Below are 16,924 nucleotides of genomic sequence, written 5' to 3' on the forward strand. Positions count from 1 at the left end.
TTTCAAACCTCTGTATGTCGCGAATCCGACATCGCTGGCAAGTGCACGCTGAGCCGATTTTTTTATTGTACGAGCCATTTTTCGCGATAGGCTGCTCAAAATCGCAAGAGCGCTCCACATCTTCACCAGATGCGAGTGCGCCTGGGGAACCGGCCTGGCCTGAAATGTGCATTGTCTCGGCGAGAGCGCCTTTTTGACGATCAATGCTCATTCTGAATGCAAAATGCAAAAGGGGACGGCAGATATGAGGAATCTATTTCCGCGCTTGGCTTTCGCGGCGGCCATGGTGGCCGGCGTCGTTTCCGCATCGGCTCAGACACCGCTTCGGGTCGCCGGCAATTTCTCGCAGAACGTCAAGCAGGTCGAAATCGAGCGGGCGTTCTTCGATGCGCTCGGCGCCAAGGCGGGCGTGCCGATCGCCATGAACTACAATCCGATGGATGTCGTCGGGGTGAAGGCGCCGGACGCCCTGCGCATGCTGCGCGGCGGCTCCTTCGACGTCATGTCGGTGCAGATCGGCATGGCCTCGCGTGACGATCCCTTCTTCGAAGGCGTCGATCTGATCGGCGTCGCCACCGACATGGCGAGCCTGCGAAAGGTCGTCGACGCCTATCGTGCCGCCTTCGATGCGCGCCTGCAGGCGCGCTTCAACGCCAAGGTTCTGACGCTGTGGCCGTTCGGGCCGCAGGTCTTCTACTGCAACCACGACATCAAGTCCCTGCAGGATCTGAAGGGCTTGAAGGTGCGCTCGTTCACGCCGTCGATGTCGGCCATGCTCGAGCATTTCGGTGCCACGCCGGTCACCCTGCAGTTCTCCGAGGTCTATCCGGCGCTCCAGCGCGGGGTCGCTTCCTGCGGCGTCACCTCGCCGACCTCGGGCAATACCGGCAACTGGCCGGAGGTGACGACCCATCTCCTGCCGCTTTCGGTATCCGGCTCGGTCCAGGGACATTTCATCAATCTCGACAGCTGGAAGAAGTTCACCCCCGAGCAGCAGGCGAAGCTCTCCGCGCAGTTCAAGGCACTCGAGGACCAGCTCTGGAACCTCGCCATCACCGCCAATGACGACGCCACGGCCTGCAGCACCGGGCAGGCCGGCTGCAAGTCGCACAAGAAGTTCTCGATGAAGCTCGTCGAGATCAGCGCGGCCGACCGCGCCGCGATCAAGGAGGTCGCGGAGAAGGTCGTGCTGCCGATCTGGAAGAAGACCTGCAATGCGGTCGACGCCACCTGCTCGGCCAAATGGAGCGAGACCGCGGGCGCCGCAGTCGGCCTGACCATCCAATAACCAACAGGGCCACCCTCCGGGGTGGCCCTTCTTTTCAGGGAACATGGTCATGACCCAGGCAAACCCGGTCGCGCGCGCCCTGCTGCCCGCCGCCAGGGCGCTGTCGCTGATCGCCGGCTATCTGCTGCTCGGCCTCGCGCTGCTCGTCACCGCCGAAATCCTGCTGCGGCGCTTCATGAACTTCTCGCTGCAGGGCGGGGACGAGTTCGGCGGCTATGTGCTGGCGATTCTCGCGGCCTTCGGCTTCTCCTACGCCTTGCTGGAGCGCTCGCATACGCGCGTCGAGATTCTCCTCGAGCGCGTCGGCACCGGTGCGCGTTCCATCCTCAACCTGATCTCGGCCTGGTGCGTCACCGTGATGGCCTGCTTCATGGCCTGGCGCGCCTATGCCGCGCTGAGCGAGAGCATCGAATACCGCGCCCTGTCCGGAACTCCGCTGATGACGCCGTTATGGCAGCCGCAGATCCTCTGGTTCGCCGGCCTGCTGTTCTTCGCCGTCACCTCCGCCGCCGTCGCGCTGCATGCAAGCTGGCTGATGGCACGCGACCGATCGGGGCTGAACCGCTTCTACGGCGTCAAGACACTCGACGAGATCATCGAGGAGGAAACCGTGCCGACCCTCGAAATGAAGGTGCAGGGCCGATGATCGGGGTCACCGGCGCCGCGATCGGCTTCGTGATGATGCTCGGCCTGATGATGATCGGGCTGCCCGTGGCGATCGCGCTGTTCCTGACCGCCTTCATCGGCGCCTGGGGCTTTCTCGGCTGGCCGACCCTGATGGGCTTCGGCAACCAGATGTGGAGCGGGCAGAACGACTTCATCCTGACCGCCATTCCGCTCTTCGTGTTCCTGGGCGAGATCCTCGTCCGCTCCGGCGTCGCGGACGGGCTCTATCGCTGCCTGTCCGATTGGCTGCGGCGCCTACCGGGCGGGCTGCTCCATACCAATATCGGCGCGAGCGCGGTGTTCGCCGCGGTCTCCGGCTCGTCGGTCGCGACCGCCGCGACGATCGGGACCGTCGCCGTGCCGCTCCTGCACGAGCGCCAATATGACGACCGCCTCACCACCGGCTCCATCGCGGCCGGTGCGACGCTCGGCATCCTGATCCCGCCATCGATCAACATGATCATCTATGGCTCGATGACGAACACCTCGATCGGCCAGCTCTTCGCGGCGGGCATCGTTCCCGGCCTCATCCTGACCGCGCTGTTCATGGCCCTGATCGTCGTCATGGCCCTGCTGAAGCCGAGCCTCGCCGGGCCGGTCCTGCCCGCCCGGCCGCGCGCCGAGAAGATCAAGAGCCTGCTCGACATCTTCCCGCCCTTCGTGATCTTCGTCATCGTCATGGGGTCGATCTATCTCGGCTGGGCGACCCCGACGGAATCGGCCGCGATCGGCGTCGTCGGCGCGCTCGGCGTCGCCATCGCGAAGCGGCAATTCTCGCTCGCGCTGCTGCATGAGAGCATGATCGCGACGGTGCGCATCTCCGCGATGATCCTGCTGATCATGGTCGGGGCGCATTTCCTGAACTTCGTGATCGGCGTGCTCGGCATCCCGCAGGCCCTGACCTCGTTCGTCTCGCAGTTCGGTGCCAGCCAGCTCGAGATCATCCTGATCCTGGTGGTCTTCTACCTGATCCTCGGCTGCTTCATGGAGACGCTCTCCATGATGATCGCGACCATTCCGGTGGTCTTCCCGCTGGTCGTGCATCTCGGCATCGACCCGGTGTGGTTCGGCATTTTCCTGGTGCTGATGATGGAGATCGGGCTGATCACGCCGCCGATCGGCATGAACCTCTATGTCGTGCAGGGCGTAAGGAACCAGGGCTCGATCATGGATGTGATCTATGGCGCGCTCCCCTTCGTGCTGCTGATGCTCGGCTTCACGGCGCTGCTGGTCCTCTGGCCGCAAATGGCGCTCTGGCTGCCGCAGAAGCTGTTCTGACGTGCTGCTTCTCGAGGCGGATTATCTCCTGCGGGATGCCGCCTCGCCCGTGATCGCGGGCGGGGCGGTCCTGGTTCGCGATGGGCTCATCGCCGCCTGCGGCGCCGCCGGCGAATTGCGGGCCGCCCATCAGGGCGCCGAGATCGTCTCACTCGGCCATGCCTGCCTGATGCCGGGGCTGATCAACGCGCATCAGCATGGCCGTGGCCTGAGCCAGATCCAGCTCGGCTTCCCCGACGATGCGCTGGAGCCATGGATCGCCCGGCGGCGAGGACGGGCCGCGCCCGATGTCTACGCGCTGACCCGGCTCGCCGCCCTGCAGATGCTCGAGAACGGCGTGACCGCAACGCTGCACGCCAATTACTCCTATGGTTCGGGGGACTATGAGGCGGAGCTGCGCGCCGCGATCCGAGCCTATGACGACAGTGGCATGCGCGCCACGATCTGCGTCGGCTATGCCGACCGCGGCGGCCTCGTCTACCCTCCGGCCGACGAAAGCGCCTTCCTGGCGACGCTGCCCGCCGATGTACAGGCGCTGCTCGGTGCCGGCAGGCCAGGCTACCTGCCGCTCGACGAGACGATCGGCCTGATGGCGCGTCTTTGCGCCGAATACGCCGGCCATCCGCGGCTGGGCTTCGCCTATGGGCCGGCCGGGCCGCAATGGGTCAGCGACGCAGCCTGGCGGGCTCTCACCGCCGACGCCGGCGCGCGCGGCGTCGGCATGCATTTCCACCTCCTTGAATCGCCGGCGCAGGCCACCTGCTGCCGCACGCTCTATCCGGAACGGGTGCTGGTGCGGCTCGCAGCACTCGGCCTCTTCGAGACTCGCGCCAGCGCAGCGCATTTCGTCCAGGCGACGGCGGAGGACATCGCCGATGCGGCGCGCCTTGGCCTGAGGATCGTCGTCAATCCCGGCTCGAATCTGCGCCTCGGCAACGGCGCCCCGCCGATCGCGGCCCTGATGGAGGCCGGTATCGGCTTCGCGCTGGGCACCGACAACTGCGCGCTCGACGACAATGAGGATTATCTCTCGGAGCTGCGGCTCGGGCGGCTGCTCGGGCGATCGGCCGCGGCGGCGCCGGCCGAACAGCTGCGCACTTTCCTCGCCACCGCCACGGAGCGAGGCGCCGACGCCGCCTTTCTCGACGGGACGGGGCGCATCGGCGCAGGGCTCAAGGCCGATCTGGTCGCGATCGATCTGGCGGAGTCCGAGGGGGCCTATCTGGACCCCGATGGGCAAGTCCTCGAGGCCATGCTGGCGCGGGCGACGGGCCGGGACGTCGTCATGACCATGGTCGAGGGAAAGATCCTCTGCCGAAATGGCAGAGCGGCCGGAACCGATGCCGGCAGCCTGCGCGCCAAAGCGAGCCGGACCGCGCGCGAAACGCGGCTCGATCTTGAAACCAGACGCCTGGCCGAGACCCTCTCGGACGCACTGCGCCGCCACTACGGCCCCGCCTGAGGGCGCCCGGCCGCTGCCGCATGGCATCCGGGCCTCCTCCCGGGTTGACCGGGCTCAACTATGCGCCAGTCTGTGCCGCAGAATGCGCCGTGCCTTCTGGAAGGATGCCATGAAGAAGCTGATCAACGATCCCCGCCAGGTCGTCCGCGAAATGCTGGAAGGGATCGTTGCCCTTCATCCCGGTCTCGCCCTGCTGGCGGAGCATGACGTCGTGCTGCGCAGCGACACGCCGGAAGCGGCGCAGCGCAAGGTCGCGGTGATCTCCGGCGGCGGCGCCGGCCATGAGCCCGCCCATGCCGGCTATGTCGGCACGGGCATGCTGCATGCGGCCGTCTCCGGCGATGTCTTCACCTCGCCCTCCGTCGACGCGGTCCTCGCCGCGATCCGGGCCGTCGCGGGGCCGGCCGGCGCGCTTCTGGTGGTCAAGAACTATACCGGAGACCGGCTGAATTTCGGGCTCGCGGCGGAACTCGCGCGCGCCAGCGGCATCCCGACCGAGATCGTCGTCGTCGCCGACGATGTCGCCCTGCGTGACACGGTTCCGGAAGAGCGCCGGCGCGGCATTGCCGGCACGGTGCTGATCCACAAGATCGTCGGCGCGCTGGCCGAAGCCGGCGCGGACCTGCAGAGGATCGCGGCGGCGGGCCGGGCAGCGGCGGCGGCGACCGGCACCATGGGCGTCGCGCTCGGCGCCTGCACGATCCCGGCCGCCGGCACGCCGGGCTTCAGCCTCGGCGAGGACGAGATCGAACTCGGCCTCGGCATCCATGGCGAGCCCGGCATCGCCCGCCAGAAGATTGCATCGGCCGACACAATCACCGACCGGATGCTGGACATGATCCTCGCCGATCGCGGTTATCCCGCCGGCACGCCCGTCGCCCTGCTGGTCAACAATCTCGGCGGCACCACGACGATGGAGCTCGCGGTCGTCGCCCGGCGCGCGCTCGCCCGACTGCGCGAACATGGTCTGGTCGTGCGACGGGCCTGGGCCGGCACCCTGCTGAGCGCGCTCGAAATGCCGGGCTTCTCGCTCTCGGTGATGGCGCTGGACGATGCCCGCCTCGCTTTGCTCGACCAGGCGACGCAGGCTCCGGCATGGGCCGGCCCCGGCCTCGTGCCGCAGCGCGCCAGCATCGTCTCGGTCGGAGAGCCTGCCGCGGAAAGCGAGACCGTCGTCTCGGCGGACGCGCTCGGCGAAACGGTCAGGCGCGCGGCCCTTGCCGCCGCGACCGCTCTCGAAGCTGCCGAGACGCAGCTCACCGAACTCGACAGCCGCGCCGGCGACGGCGACCTCGGCATCAGCATGAAGCGGGCGGCGGATGCGATCCGCGCGAGCTGCACGGCAAGCCGCTCGGCCGACGCCGCCTCGGTCCTGGCCTTGCTGGCAGGCGCCCTGCGGCGGGCGATCGGCGGCAGCTCCGGACCGTTCTACGCCGTCGGATTGCTGCGTGCGGCGCGCCAGCTCGCCGGGGAACCGCAGAGCGATCTGAAGAGCTGGAGCGCCGCCTTCGCGGCCGGCGTCGCCGCCATTTCCGAGCTCGGCGGCGCCAGGGGCGGCGACCGGACCATGCTCGACGCCCTGCTGCCTGCCGCCGATGCTCTGGCCGACGCCGTCCGGCGCGATCTCACCGCAACCGAAGCCTGGGCGCAGGCGGCCGAGGCGGCACGGAGCGGCGCCGAGGCGACAGCCGGGATGAAGCCCCGCCTCGGCCGCGCGAGCTATCTCGGCGATCGCGCCCTCGGCGTGCCCGATGGCGGCGCGGTGGCGGTCTCGCTCTGGCTCGGCGCCATCGCCGGCCGAGCCGCAGCTGAAAGCCCCTAGATCGCCGCGCGTCCTTTCGGACGCGATCACGGCGATCTACTCATTGTTATCGCGTCGGACGGTGACGGGAGCTGCCGGGCTGAAACCGAGCCCGGACGGGGAGGATATCCCCTCCGCGCCCGGGCCAGCTCTCAAGGCACTGCGAGCAGATGGATCAGCCCGAGCGAGATCGCTCCGAGCGCGAGAAGCGACAAGATGACTGCGGCGCTGACGCGAGGGCCGGCCTTGGCGACGGAGCGAAGATCGACGCCGAGCCCGAGCGCAGCCATTGAGATGATGGTCAGCAGGTTCGCCAGACCGGCCAACGGGCTCAGCAATACCGTCGGGATCAGTCCGGCCGAGCGGAGCGCCGCCATCACCACGAAGCCGACGATGAACCAGGGCACGATGTGATGAGGGGCGAACCGGTGCCCGGCGGCAGGCGCGTCTGTCCGTCCACGCAGCCGGATCGACAGCATCGACAGCACGAGCACAACGGGCCCGAGCATCAGCACGCGCACCAGCTTGACCAGGGTTCCGAGCTGGATCGCCGCCTGGCCGGCCGGCGCCGTGGCCGCGAGGACCTGAGGGACAGCATAGACCGTCAGGCCCGCCAGGATGCCGAACTGGTGGACGCTGAGGCCGAGCAGCGCGATCAGCAGCGGCAGGCCGAGGACGACCGCGACCCCGAGCACCGCCGTGAAGGCGATCGACGCCGCGACATCATCGCCATCGGCCCCGATGACCGGCGCGACAGCCGCGATCGCTGAATTTCCGCAGATCGAGTTGCCGCAGGCGACGAGGATCGCCATGCGCTGCGGCAGGCCGAGCAGGCGGCCGATGCCATAGCTCAGGCCGATCGCCACGAAGACGACCGCGGCGATCCCGAGCAGCAGCGGCGCGCCGGCTGCGGCGATCGTCGCGGCGCTCAGCGAAGCACCGAGCAAGACGACCGCGATCTCCAGCAGCGTCTTCGCCGAGAGCGCGATGCCCGGGAGCCAGCGGCGACCGGGACGCCAGAGGGACCTGACCAAGGTGCCGATCAGGATCGCCAGAACCAGGGCTTCGAGCCAGGCCCGCCCGAAAAATCCGGCCTCGACATGCTCGGCGGCCAGCGCCACGCCCGACACGACCAGGCACAGCAGCAGGCCCGGTCCGAAATGCCTTGCCTTGGCGGCGATCTGGTCGGCCAGCCCGGCCTGGCCCTGGGTCTGCAAAGTCATTGGAGCACCTGAGAATCTGACGGGGCGAGTTTTGCCTCGCCTCCTTCAATCAATCAAACGGGTTGATTGAGTTATTATGATCGATAATATCGATCATAATAACTCGTTCGGCGAGAAGGGTGCTCCAATGGCGCCGTCCAGCATCGATCGGCAGCAACAATCGCGCGTGCTCGCCGCTCAGCTCTGTGAACCAGCTGGCAGTCGATGACCCTCGAGCAGCTTCGCATCTTCGTAGCGGTCGCCGAGCGCGAGCACGTCACCCGCGCAGCCGCAGCGCTCAACCTCACCCAATCGGCAACGAGCGCCGCCATCGCCGCGCTTGAACAGCGCCATGCGGTGAAGCTGTTCGACCGCGTCGGGCGCCGGATCATGCTGACCGATGCCGGCGCCCTGTTCCTCGTCGAAGCGCGCGCGATCCTCGCCCGCGCCACGGCCGGCGAGCAGGTCCTGTCGGATCTCGCCGGGCTGAAGCGCGGCCGGCTGGCCCTCGCCGCGAGCCAGACGATCGGCAATTACTGGCTGCCGCGCCGGCTCGCAGCGTTTCGTGCCCGGCATCCGGGCATCGAGACGCCCTTGGTCATCGGCAACACCGAGACGGTCGCCGCCGCGATCCATGACGGGCTCGCCGATATCGGCTTCGTCGAAGGCGAGGTCGACGATCCCCATCTGGCGAGCCAGGTCGTGGCGATGGACGAGATGACGATCGTCGTGGCGCCGGAGCATCCCTGGGCCAGGCGGGACCACATCGATGCATCGGCCTTCGACCAGACATCCTGGATCCTGCGGGAGCCCGGCTCGGGCACGAGGCAGCTTCTGGACACCGTGCTCGCCGACGCCGGAGGCTCGCTCGCCGCGCTCGATATCGCACTGGAACTGCCCGCCAACGAGGCCGTGCGCGCCGCGGTCGAGGCGGGCGCCGGCGCCAGCCTGATGTCGCGGCTCGTCGTCGCCAACGCCCTGCATTCGGGTGCGCTCGTCGAAGTCGCAGTGGATATTCCGGCCCGGCGTTTCATCATGCTGCGGCACAAGGAACGCTATCTCAGCCGGGCCGCGCAGGCCTTCAGCGTCCTTCTCGCGGAGGACGCTTCCGGGAGCGCCCCCCCAGGACCGCCAAAGCAGCGCCTCCCATGACCGCTCCTCGCCGCGCGGACCGTGCGCCCGGCTGCTCTGGGCTTGTGATGACGGGGCACCATGATAGATCGGCGCATGATCACGCGCCTGACCCTCGTCGAGCTCACCACCGCACGACAGGAGATCAAGAAGAGCCGCTTCCTGGCCCTCGCCGGCCCCGTTGCCGACGAGGCGGCGGCCAAGGACTTCATCGCCGCGCAGGCCGATCCGGCCGCCAATCACAATTGCTGGGCCTGGCGCCTCGGCCAGCGCTATCGGTTCAATGACGATGGCGAGCCCGGCGGAACCGCGGGCAAGCCGATCCTCGCCGCGATCGATGGCCAAGCCCTCGATGGTGTCGCCGTCGTCGTGACGCGCTGGTTCGGCGGCGTCCTGCTGGGCGGCGGCGGATTGATCCGCGCCTATGGCGGAACCGCGGCCCTGTGCCTGCGGGAGGCGAAGAAGACGATGCTCGTCCAGAGCATCTCGGGCACGATAGCCTGCGGCTTCGGCGATCTGGCGCTCGTCCAGGCCCGTCTTGCGGTGATCCCGGGCGTTCAGCTCTGCGATCAGGCCTTCACGGATACCGGTGCAGTTCTGACGATCTCCGTTCCGAAGGCCGAGGCCGACACCGTGACCGGTCTTGTGACGGATATCACCAGCGCTCGCGCGGTGATCCGATGGCAGAGATAGGCAGGCAGCAGGCTGAGGAAACGACCAGCCGCACGGTCCGGACCCGATCCATCAAACGCAGGGACTAAACAGCTGGGCGGAGAAAACGGCAGGGTGGAGCGCATCGGGGCGAGATCCGGCCCGATTTCAGCTTTCAGCGCCGCATCTCAGATATTCGCCGGATCGCGGCCGGGCGCCTGCTTGTCGATCGAGCAGGGCGTCTTGCTGAAGCGCACCGGCGGCCTGGTGCCGACCAGCCGTCCCTCGCTGGGATGCTCGACGGTCTCGAAGAAGCCGGTCGCCTTCAGATGCGGGTGGTCGAGCAGGTTCTCGAAGCTGTTGATCGTCGAGCACGGCACATCGGCCTCCTCCAGCATCGCGACCCATTCCGCCGTGCGGCGTGCGGTGAGGCAATCCGCGAGACGTTCATAGAGGATATCGATCATCGCGGCGCGGGCTGCCGCCTCACCGAGCGCCGGCTCGTCCGCCCAGTCGTCACGCCCGGCGGCGCGAAAAAAGGCGCGCCAATGCGCGCCGGTATAGGGCATGACGGCAATGAAGCCGTCCGCGGTCCGGTAGGGGCGCCGATGCGGCGACAGGGCACGCGAATAGCCGCTGGGGCCGAGCGGCGGCGCGAAGCTGCGGCCTCCGAGATGTTCGATCGCGAGGAACGACACCATCGCCTCGAACATCGGAACCTCGATCGCCTGTCCTTCCCCCGAAACCTCCCGGTGATAAAGAGCCGCATTGATCGCCCCGACCGCGAAAAGAGCGGTGGTCTTGTCGGCGACGACGGTGGGCGCATAACGCGGCACCTCGCCCGCACGTTCCGCGAGCGCGGCCCAGCCCGCGGCAGCCTGGATGACATCGTCATAGGCCGGCCGGTCACGATAAGGGCCGTCCTGCCCGAAGCCGACAATGGCGCAATAGATCAGGCGCGGGTGGCGGGCGAGCAGCGTCTCCGGGTCGAGGCCGCTTCTGCGTGCCGCGCCCATCCGCATATTGTGGACGAAGATGTCGGCCTCCGCGATGAGCGCGCGCAGCTTGGCGAGGTCCTGTTCGCGCTTCACGTCGAGCGTGATGCTGCGCTTGTTGCGGTTGCAGTTGAGGAAGGCCGCGCCCATCCCCGGTGATCTGGCCGGGCCGGGCGCGCGCATGATGTCGCCGCCCGGCGGCTCGACCTTGAGAATGTCGGCTCCCATGTCGCCGAGGGTCTGCGTCGCATAGGGGCCGGCGATGACCGTGGTCAGGTCGACGACCTTGATACCGTGAAGCGGACCCGGCATGGCGCGGCGTTTCTCCGTTCAGCGCGCAGTGAAGCCGCCGTCGACGGGCAAGGCAACACCGGTAACGAAGGAGGCATCGCCCGAGGCCAGCCAGAGCACGGCATGGGCCGCCTCTTCCGCCTTGCAGGCGGCCCATGGGCACGGCCGCCAGCATCCGGGCCTGATTTTCCTCCGCCTGCTTCGGATCGCCCGAGCGCCCGGTGAAGCCGAGCTTCATCGGCGTATCGGCCAGCCCCGGGCAAACGACGTTGACGCGGACATTGTCCGGCGCGAAGCGCTGGGCGAGGGATTTGGTCAGTCCGACGACGGCGAACTTCGCCGCCGAATAGATCGGACTGAACATCGACCCGACCAGGCCCGAGACCGAGGCCGTGAAGACGATCGAGCCGCCGCCGCGCTTGCGCATGTGACCGATGACCTCTCCCGATGCGAGTGCGGCGGAGGTGACGTTGAGCGCGATGGCCTGGTCATAGGCGACAAGATCGAGGTCCTCGATGCCGCCGGGGCCGGGGATGCCGGCATAAGCCCAGAGGATGTCGACGCCGCCGAGCGCTGCCGCCGCGTCGTTGATCGAACTCCTCATCTGGTCGGCCTGCGAGAGATCGGCCTGAATCGTCACGATCTCATGGCCCTTCGCCGCCTTGACCTGCCGGAAGGCCGCATGCGCTGGCTCGCCGATACCGCTATGGCGCCCGCTCGTCACCTGGGTCACGACCAGGGCAAGGCATGGGCACCGCTGTTCCGCGCCACCGGCCTCGCGCCCGATCGGGCCGGCCGAGCCTAAACGTGTATCCGGGTCGACCCGCCGGAGTCAGACACCCCGCCCGCCGTGTTGATCTGAATCAAATCAACGCGCCTATCAATGAAGTAAGTCATGAGCAATCCCCACACATTCTTTCAATCTAATTTGCATATGCTGCAGTAAATTTTTTCAGATCAGGCAATTCATTTCGCAAAATCGATACCTGAATATCGGGGTAAATTCACAATCTACACCAAAGAAATGAGGTAATTCATCTTGATGAGCGTAGATTTGCTTTACTGGACATTAGCATCAGTGCCGATCGTGATTCTCATCGTCCTCATGGTCGGCCTCGGCTGGACCGCGCAGCAGGCGGGCAGCACGGGCATCTTCATCGCCGCCGGTGTCGCCGCCTTCGCGTTCGAGACCCCGGCACGGACCCTGGCGGTGGCTTCGGCAAAGGGCATCTGGGACGCGATCCCGATCCTCTACGTCATCTGGCCGGCCCTGCTGCTCTACCAGATCATGAACCAGTCCGGCGGCTATGACGCGCTGCGCCGCGGCATTGCCCGGATGTCGCGCAACGAGCTCTTCATTATCGTTGCGCTCGGCTGGGTCTTCACCTCGTTCCTGCAGGGGATCGACGGTTTCGGCACGCCCATCGCGGTGGTCGCCCCGCTGCTCGTCGCCTTCGGCATGAAGCCGATCTATGCGGTCGCGATCCCGATCATCGCACATATCTGGGCGAAGTTTTACGGCACGCTGGGCGTCGGCTGGCTGGCGACCCTGCAGGTCGTCGATATCGACGCGGCGACCGCTTTCTCGACCGGCGTGCAGGCCGCCCTGCTGATCGCCATCCAGACCGTGCTCGGCGGCTTCACCATCGTCTGGCTCTATGGTCGTTGGCCGGCGATCCGCGCTGGCTGGCCACTGGTGCTGATCATCTCCGCCATCCAGGGCATCGGCCAGATCATCACCGTCTGGATCGACCCGGTGCTCGCCGCCTTCCTGCCCGCGACGGTCGCGCTGCTCGCGCTCTATCCGCTGTCGCGCTGGTCGCGCTACAGCCAGCCCGCCGCGGACATCGTCGATCGGCCGGCGATGCGCGAGGACGCGCATCTGGACGAGAGCGGCGCCGAGCCCCCCATGGGCACCTTCGCCGCACTGGCGCCCTACGGCCTGCTGACCGTTCTGGCGACCGGGACCTCGCTGATCGAGCCGCTGCGCCAGATGCTGGAAGGCCCGGCCGTCGGCTGGGCCTTCCCGGCGGTGGCCACCGGGCTGGGCGTCACCACGGCTGCAACGGAGCAGTACTCCGCGCTGCGCTTCCTCAGCCATCCCGGCGCCACCATCCTGCTGACCGCGCTGATCATCTGGCTGGTTTTCGCGAGCAAGGGCTACTTCGCGCAATGGGCCCGGCGCAGCGGCAAGGCGCAGCCCGGCATCGTCTGGGGCCTGGTCGCCAGCGCCGTGCCGGCCTCGGTGCCGATCCTCGCCTTCCTGACCATGGCTTCGATCATGAAGCATTCGGGGCAGAACACGATGCTGGCGCTCGGCATCGCCGAAGTCGCTCCGGCCTATGTCTTCGCCTTCCTGGCGAACGGCATCGGCATTCTCGGCGCTTTCATCACCTCCAGCAGCACCTCGTCCCAGGTGCTGTTCTCGGAGCTCCAGGTCACGCTGGCGCGCGCCAAGGGCCTGCCGGAAGCGACGATCCTGGCCGCACAGAGCGCCGGCGGCGCCATCGGCAACGCCATTGCCCCGGCCAATGTGGTGATGGGCGCCAGCACCACCGGCATCAACGGGCAGGAAGGGGCCATCCTGCGCAAGACCATCCCCTGGACCGTCATGGCTTTTGTCGCCACCGGCATCGCCACGGTCGCCCTGGTCCTCATGACCCAGTGAGTGGAGGAACAAGATGATCAAGCGGATCCTGCAGAATAGACTGTCCTATCTCAGCGTTTCGTTCCTGCTGTTCCTCGCGGCACTGCCCCTGATCAGCATTGGGACGAGCCATGACTGGCGCCTCGTCTCGACGACCGGGATGGTCGCCCTGAGCATGGCCGCGATCATTCCGCCGCTGCAGCGAATGCTGTTCCCGCCGAAGAAGTGATCCCGGCCCCCTCCCATCCATTTCAAGAAAGAAAGACCATCATGATCAACGCTAACGGACCGAGAACCGGCAGGCCCGCCATCCAGGCTGCGAGGGGCATGGTGAGCTCGCCGCACTACCTGGCCTCCGCCTCCGGACAGGACGCGCTGCGCCGCGGCGGCAGCGCGGTCGACGCCGCGATCGCCATCAATGCGACGCTCTGCGTGGTCTACCCGCACATGGCCGGGCTCGGCGGCGACGCCTTCTGGCTGATCGCGGGGGGCTCCGCCAGGGGCGTCGAGGCGATCGAGGCGAGCGGCCCTGCGGCGCGCCTCGCGACACGCGAGTTCTACAAGGCCAACGGCCATGACGAGCAGATTCCGATGCGCGGGCCGCTGGCCGCCCTGACCGCGCCGGGCGCGGTCGACGGTTGGCGCCTCGCTCACGAGCGCCATGGCAAGCTGCCCTGGAAGAGCCTTTTTGCCGACGCGATCGAATATGCCCGCAACGGCATGGCGATCACCCGCTCGCTCGCCGACTGGCTGGTGACGGATGCGCCGATCCTCGACGGCGACAAGGATATGGCGCGCATTTTCCTGCCGAAGGGCAGGCCGCAGCGCGACGGCGAGAGGCTGATCCAGGCGGACCTCGCCAAGACCCTCGCCTTCCTCGCCGAACACGGACCGCGCGAGGGCTTCTATGAGGGTCCGATCGCGAAGGAGATGGCAAGATCGCTGGAGGCGGCCGGCTCGCCGCTGCGCCTCGAGGACCTGACGAACTATCGGGCACGCTGGAGCGAGCCCATTTCGAGCCGCTATCGCGGCTACGAGGTCTTCCAGCTGCCGCCCTCGACGCAAGGCTTTGCGGCCCTGCAGATCCTCAACCTGCTCGAAGGCTATGATATGAGGAGCTGGGGCAGCGACACGGTGGCCTATTACCACCACCTCGTCGAGGCGATCAAAATCGCCTTCGCGGATCGCGACGAGTGGCTGAGCGACCCGGCCCATGTCGACATCCCGCTCGCACGCTTCCTGTCGATGGACTATGCGAATGAGCGCCGCAAGCTGATCGACCCGGTCGCCGCGCGGCCCTTCGAGGCGATCGAGCCCGGCATCCGCCATGGCAGCAAGGCCGAGCGGCAGGCACCGACGGGCGACACCGTCTATTTCTGCGCAGCCGATTCCGACGGGCTCGTGGTCTCGAACATCCAGTCGATCTACCACGACTTCGGAGCGGCGGTGATCGCCGGCGATACCGGCATCGTCATGCAGAACCGCGGCTCCTTCTTCTCGCTCGCCCCCTCCCATCCGAACAGCCTCGAGCCGGGCAAGCGGACCTTCCACACCATCATCCCGGCGATGCTGATGAAGGACGGCAAACCGGTGCTCGCCTATGGCACGATGGGTGGCGAAGGGCAGCCGCAGACCCAGGCCGCCATGCTGACCCGGATCATCGACTTCGGCTTCAACGTGCAGCAGGCGATCGAGGCCCCGCGCTGGCTCATGGGCCGGACCTGGGGTACGGCGTCCCGCGATCTCGCGCTGGAAGCGCGCATCCCTGACGAGGTCAGGCGCGAGCTGCGCCTGCGCGGCCATCCGGTGAAGACCGTGGACGCCTGGGACGGCACCCTCGGCCATGCCCAGGCCATCCGCATCGACCGGGAAAGCGGAATCTATGAAGGCGGGGCGGATCCGCGCGGCGACGGTATCGCTCTCGGCTTCTAGGATTCCGCCACCGCCAGAGAGATGTCGGGCGGGGATTGCCGCCCGACGAAGCCCTTTCCGGCACGCATCGCGGCCTGACCGGCAAGCACGGTGAACACTCGGCATCTTGCGACAGCTGTGCTTGAATTGGGGCAGCCCAGGCCATGGACGACATGTCCGGCGTCGGACCAGCCTGGGCCGGCGCCGTTGCGACGTTCGCGAACGGAGCCCGGGAGATGCTTCACGCTGGCCGGGTGTGCGTCCGAGAGCAGCGCGGCTCATCGACATTGCGAGGTTGGAATTTGATACTCGACCGCCCGGACCAACCTCACTGAGACCGGGTTTTCCCGGCAAAGGCAGGGAGCTTATGACCAGGTTCAGCGTAGGCGACCACGTCCGGTGGAACTCCGAAGCCGGGATGGTGAGCGGCCGGATCATCAAGGTCCATCGCGCCGACTTCGACTACAAGGGCCATCGGCATCGCGCCACAAGGGACGAGCCGCAATACGAGATCAAGAGCGACAGAACCGACCATGTCGCCGCCCATAAGGAAGCTGCCCTGACGAAGATCGATGGATGATGGCGCAGTTCACCACCATCGGCCATTCCAACCGCTCCCTTGCCGAGTTCGTATCGATGCTGCAGGAGGCCCGTGTCGATCTGCTGATCGATGTCCGGGCATTTCCTCGATCGAGGGCCAATGCGGCCTTCAATATCGACCGGCTTCCGAGCGATCTGGCGCGCTTCCAGATCGGCTATCGCCATTTTGAGGCGCTCGGCGGGCGGCGGCCAAAGCAAAAGGAGGTGGATGGCCACCTCAATGCGCTCTGGCAGGTGCAGAGCTTCCACAACTACGCCGACTTCGCACTGAGCGACGAATTTGGCACGGCCTTCCGGGAACTGCTTCGCCTCGGCGAGGATCGCCGCCTGTCGCTGATGTGCTCGGAGGCGGTCTGGTGGCGGTGCCATCGCCGGATCATCACGGATTATCTGCTCCTGAATGGCCATGCGGTCGACCATCTGATGGGGCCAGGGCACATCGAACATGCTGCGCCGACGCAGGGGGCTCAGCGAACCGCCGACGGGAAGGTGGTCTACCCGGCGCCGGAGCCCGCCGACGAAAGTGGACAGAGCAAGGACTACTAGCCGAGCATGCGGCCTGCTTGGGCCTCGTCGTCGAAGCCGCTGCCACCGCGGCTCGTGCATCGGACCGAAAAGCGGAATCCTCGCCTCGGGTGAAGCCGGCGCTTGCACAAAAAGATGGATCGAGTTCGCTGCCTCGATGGGCACGGCTGAGATCGAAGGCGACGGCCCCGGACTTCTGGATCCGGATGCGGGTCAGCTTGGGTAGCAGGTCGCGGATCCGCGGCTATTCCGCCTCGTTGGCTGACGTCCCATGCGCACCCAGGACGGCGCCATCGTCTGGTTCGAGACGACCGTCACGCAGGATGTATTTGCGGTCGAACCAGTCGAATATCTTCTCGTCATGGGTGACGACGATGATCGCGGCCTCCTGCTCGACAGCGACCTTGCGCAGCAGGTCCATGACGATCCCGGCGCGTTTCGAGTCGAGTGCTGCGGTCGGCTCGTCGGCGAGAATG

At 67.1% G+C, this 16,924-nt stretch carries 14 protein-coding genes and 2 pseudogenes; 12 read left to right on the forward strand and 4 right to left on the reverse strand.

All coding sequences use genetic code 11. The annotated features are described in order from the left end of the window. Positions 1-265 precede the first annotated feature (265 nt). From J0J10_RS19385 to J0J10_RS19405, 5 genes are all read left to right on the forward strand, one after another. The gene (locus J0J10_RS19385) at positions 266-1,288 is read left to right on the forward strand and encodes a TRAP transporter substrate-binding protein (protein WP_291648349.1); all 1,023 of its coding nucleotides are present in this window, start codon (positions 266-268) and stop codon (positions 1,286-1,288) included. Between the two features lie 49 nt (positions 1,289-1,337). Then, the gene (locus tag J0J10_RS19390) at positions 1,338-1,934 is read left to right on the forward strand and encodes a TRAP transporter small permease subunit (RefSeq protein ID WP_291648351.1); all 597 of its coding nucleotides are present in this window, start codon (positions 1,338-1,340) and stop codon (positions 1,932-1,934) included. After that, positions 1,931-3,232, forward strand: a complete 1,302-nt coding sequence (locus J0J10_RS19395; RefSeq protein ID WP_291648354.1) for a TRAP transporter large permease — start codon at positions 1,931-1,933, stop codon at positions 3,230-3,232. Before J0J10_RS19390 ends, J0J10_RS19395 begins: the two co-directional genes overlap by 4 nt. 1 nt (position 3,233) lies before the next feature. Beyond that, positions 3,234-4,694: an amidohydrolase family protein gene (locus tag J0J10_RS19400; protein WP_291648356.1), complete on the forward strand. Its 1,461-nt coding sequence runs from the start codon at positions 3,234-3,236 to the stop codon at positions 4,692-4,694. A gap of 109 nt (positions 4,695-4,803) precedes the next feature. Further along, on the forward strand, positions 4,804-6,516 hold the full coding sequence (locus J0J10_RS19405; protein ID WP_291648358.1) for a dihydroxyacetone kinase family protein: 1,713 nt from the start codon (positions 4,804-4,806) through the stop codon (positions 6,514-6,516). 131 nt (positions 6,517-6,647) lie between these two features. Here J0J10_RS19405 and J0J10_RS19410 read toward each other — a convergent pair whose 3' ends face one another. Continuing rightward, complete coding sequence (locus tag J0J10_RS19410) at positions 6,648-7,718, reverse strand: YeiH family protein (protein ID WP_291648360.1); 1,071 nt, start codon at positions 7,716-7,718, stop codon at positions 6,648-6,650. 204 nt (positions 7,719-7,922) lie between these two features. On the opposite strand from J0J10_RS19410, the gene J0J10_RS19415 reads away from it, so the two are divergent. Next, entirely contained in the window at positions 7,923-8,849 is a 927-nt protein-coding gene (locus J0J10_RS19415) for a LysR family transcriptional regulator (RefSeq protein ID WP_291648362.1), read from the forward strand. A 75-nt stretch (positions 8,850-8,924) separates the two neighbouring features. Beyond that, positions 8,925-9,521: an IMPACT family protein gene (locus tag J0J10_RS19420; protein WP_291634546.1), complete on the forward strand. Its 597-nt coding sequence runs from the start codon at positions 8,925-8,927 to the stop codon at positions 9,519-9,521. A gap of 146 nt (positions 9,522-9,667) precedes the next feature. Here the strand turns inward: J0J10_RS19420 and J0J10_RS19425 are convergent, their stop codons facing one another. Together J0J10_RS19425 and J0J10_RS27035 are read right to left on the reverse strand one after the other, a co-directional pair. Beyond that, positions 9,668-10,786: a CaiB/BaiF CoA transferase family protein gene (locus J0J10_RS19425; RefSeq protein ID WP_291648364.1), complete on the reverse strand. Its 1,119-nt coding sequence runs from the start codon at positions 10,784-10,786 to the stop codon at positions 9,668-9,670. 229 nt (positions 10,787-11,015) lie between these two features. Next, positions 11,016-11,498 (reverse strand): annotated as a pseudogene (locus J0J10_RS27035) (SDR family NAD(P)-dependent oxidoreductase); the annotation flags it as partial. Positions 11,499-11,843: 345 nt separating this feature from the next. On the opposite strand from J0J10_RS27035, the gene J0J10_RS19435 reads away from it, so the two are divergent. The 5 genes from J0J10_RS19435 (at position 11,844) to J0J10_RS19455 (ending at position 16,469) form a co-directional block, all read left to right on the forward strand. Further along, positions 11,844-13,433 carry an L-lactate permease gene (locus J0J10_RS19435; RefSeq protein ID WP_291648366.1) on the forward strand — a complete coding sequence of 530 codons (1,590 nt, stop codon included), beginning with the start codon at positions 11,844-11,846 and terminating at the stop codon, positions 13,431-13,433. Between the two features lie 13 nt (positions 13,434-13,446). Continuing rightward, positions 13,447-13,641 carry a hypothetical protein gene (locus J0J10_RS19440; RefSeq protein ID WP_291634536.1) on the forward strand — a complete coding sequence of 65 codons (195 nt, stop codon included), beginning with the start codon at positions 13,447-13,449 and terminating at the stop codon, positions 13,639-13,641. Positions 13,642-13,682: 41 nt separating this feature from the next. Further along, positions 13,683-15,344 (forward strand): gamma-glutamyltransferase, encoded by a 1,662-nt coding sequence (gene ggt, locus J0J10_RS19445; protein ID WP_291648368.1) that lies wholly within the window; start codon positions 13,683-13,685, stop codon positions 15,342-15,344. Positions 15,345-15,690: 346 nt separating this feature from the next. Further along, a complete protein-coding gene (locus tag J0J10_RS19450; protein ID WP_291634532.1) occupies positions 15,691-15,903 on the forward strand; it encodes a hypervirulence associated TUDOR domain-containing protein in 213 nt (70 codons plus the stop codon). Then, positions 15,900-16,469, forward strand: a complete 570-nt coding sequence (locus J0J10_RS19455; protein WP_291648370.1) for a DUF488 domain-containing protein — start codon at positions 15,900-15,902, stop codon at positions 16,467-16,469. The genes J0J10_RS19450 and J0J10_RS19455 overlap by 4 nt, the downstream gene beginning before the upstream one ends. Before the next feature lie 223 nt (positions 16,470-16,692). On the opposite strand, the pseudogene J0J10_RS19460 reads toward J0J10_RS19455, so the two are convergent. Next, positions 16,693-16,924: pseudogene (locus tag J0J10_RS19460) on the reverse strand (hypothetical protein); the annotation flags it as partial.

The sequence above is a fragment of the Allobosea sp. genome, from assembly GCF_017308075.1.
Lineage (GTDB): Bacteria > Pseudomonadota > Alphaproteobacteria > Rhizobiales > Beijerinckiaceae > Allobosea.

Bases quoted from the DNA above. Each gene is read 5' to 3' on its own strand.
- J0J10_RS19415 (WP_291648362.1), top strand. From the start codon at position 7,923: ATGACCCTCGAGCAGCTTCGCATCTTCGTAGCGGTCGCCGAGCGCGAG.
- J0J10_RS19390 (WP_291648351.1), top strand. From the start codon at position 1,338: ATGACCCAGGCAAACCCGGTCGCGCGCGCCCTGCTGCCCGCCGCCAGG.
- J0J10_RS19425 (WP_291648364.1), bottom strand. From the start codon at position 10,786: ATGCCGGGTCCGCTTCACGGTATCAAGGTCGTCGACCTGACCACGGTC.
- J0J10_RS19405 (WP_291648358.1), top strand. From the start codon at position 4,804: ATGAAGAAGCTGATCAACGATCCCCGCCAGGTCGTCCGCGAAATGCTG.
- J0J10_RS19450 (WP_291634532.1), top strand. From the start codon at position 15,691: ATGACCAGGTTCAGCGTAGGCGACCACGTCCGGTGGAACTCCGAAGCC.
- J0J10_RS19410 (WP_291648360.1), bottom strand. From the start codon at position 7,718: ATGACTTTGCAGACCCAGGGCCAGGCCGGGCTGGCCGACCAGATCGCC.
- J0J10_RS19395 (WP_291648354.1), top strand. From the start codon at position 1,931: ATGATCGGGGTCACCGGCGCCGCGATCGGCTTCGTGATGATGCTCGGC.
- ggt (WP_291648368.1), top strand. From the start codon at position 13,683: ATGATCAACGCTAACGGACCGAGAACCGGCAGGCCCGCCATCCAGGCT.
- J0J10_RS19455 (WP_291648370.1), top strand. From the start codon at position 15,900: ATGATGGCGCAGTTCACCACCATCGGCCATTCCAACCGCTCCCTTGCC.
- J0J10_RS19420 (WP_291634546.1), top strand. From the start codon at position 8,925: ATGATCACGCGCCTGACCCTCGTCGAGCTCACCACCGCACGACAGGAG.
- J0J10_RS19440 (WP_291634536.1), top strand. From the start codon at position 13,447: ATGATCAAGCGGATCCTGCAGAATAGACTGTCCTATCTCAGCGTTTCG.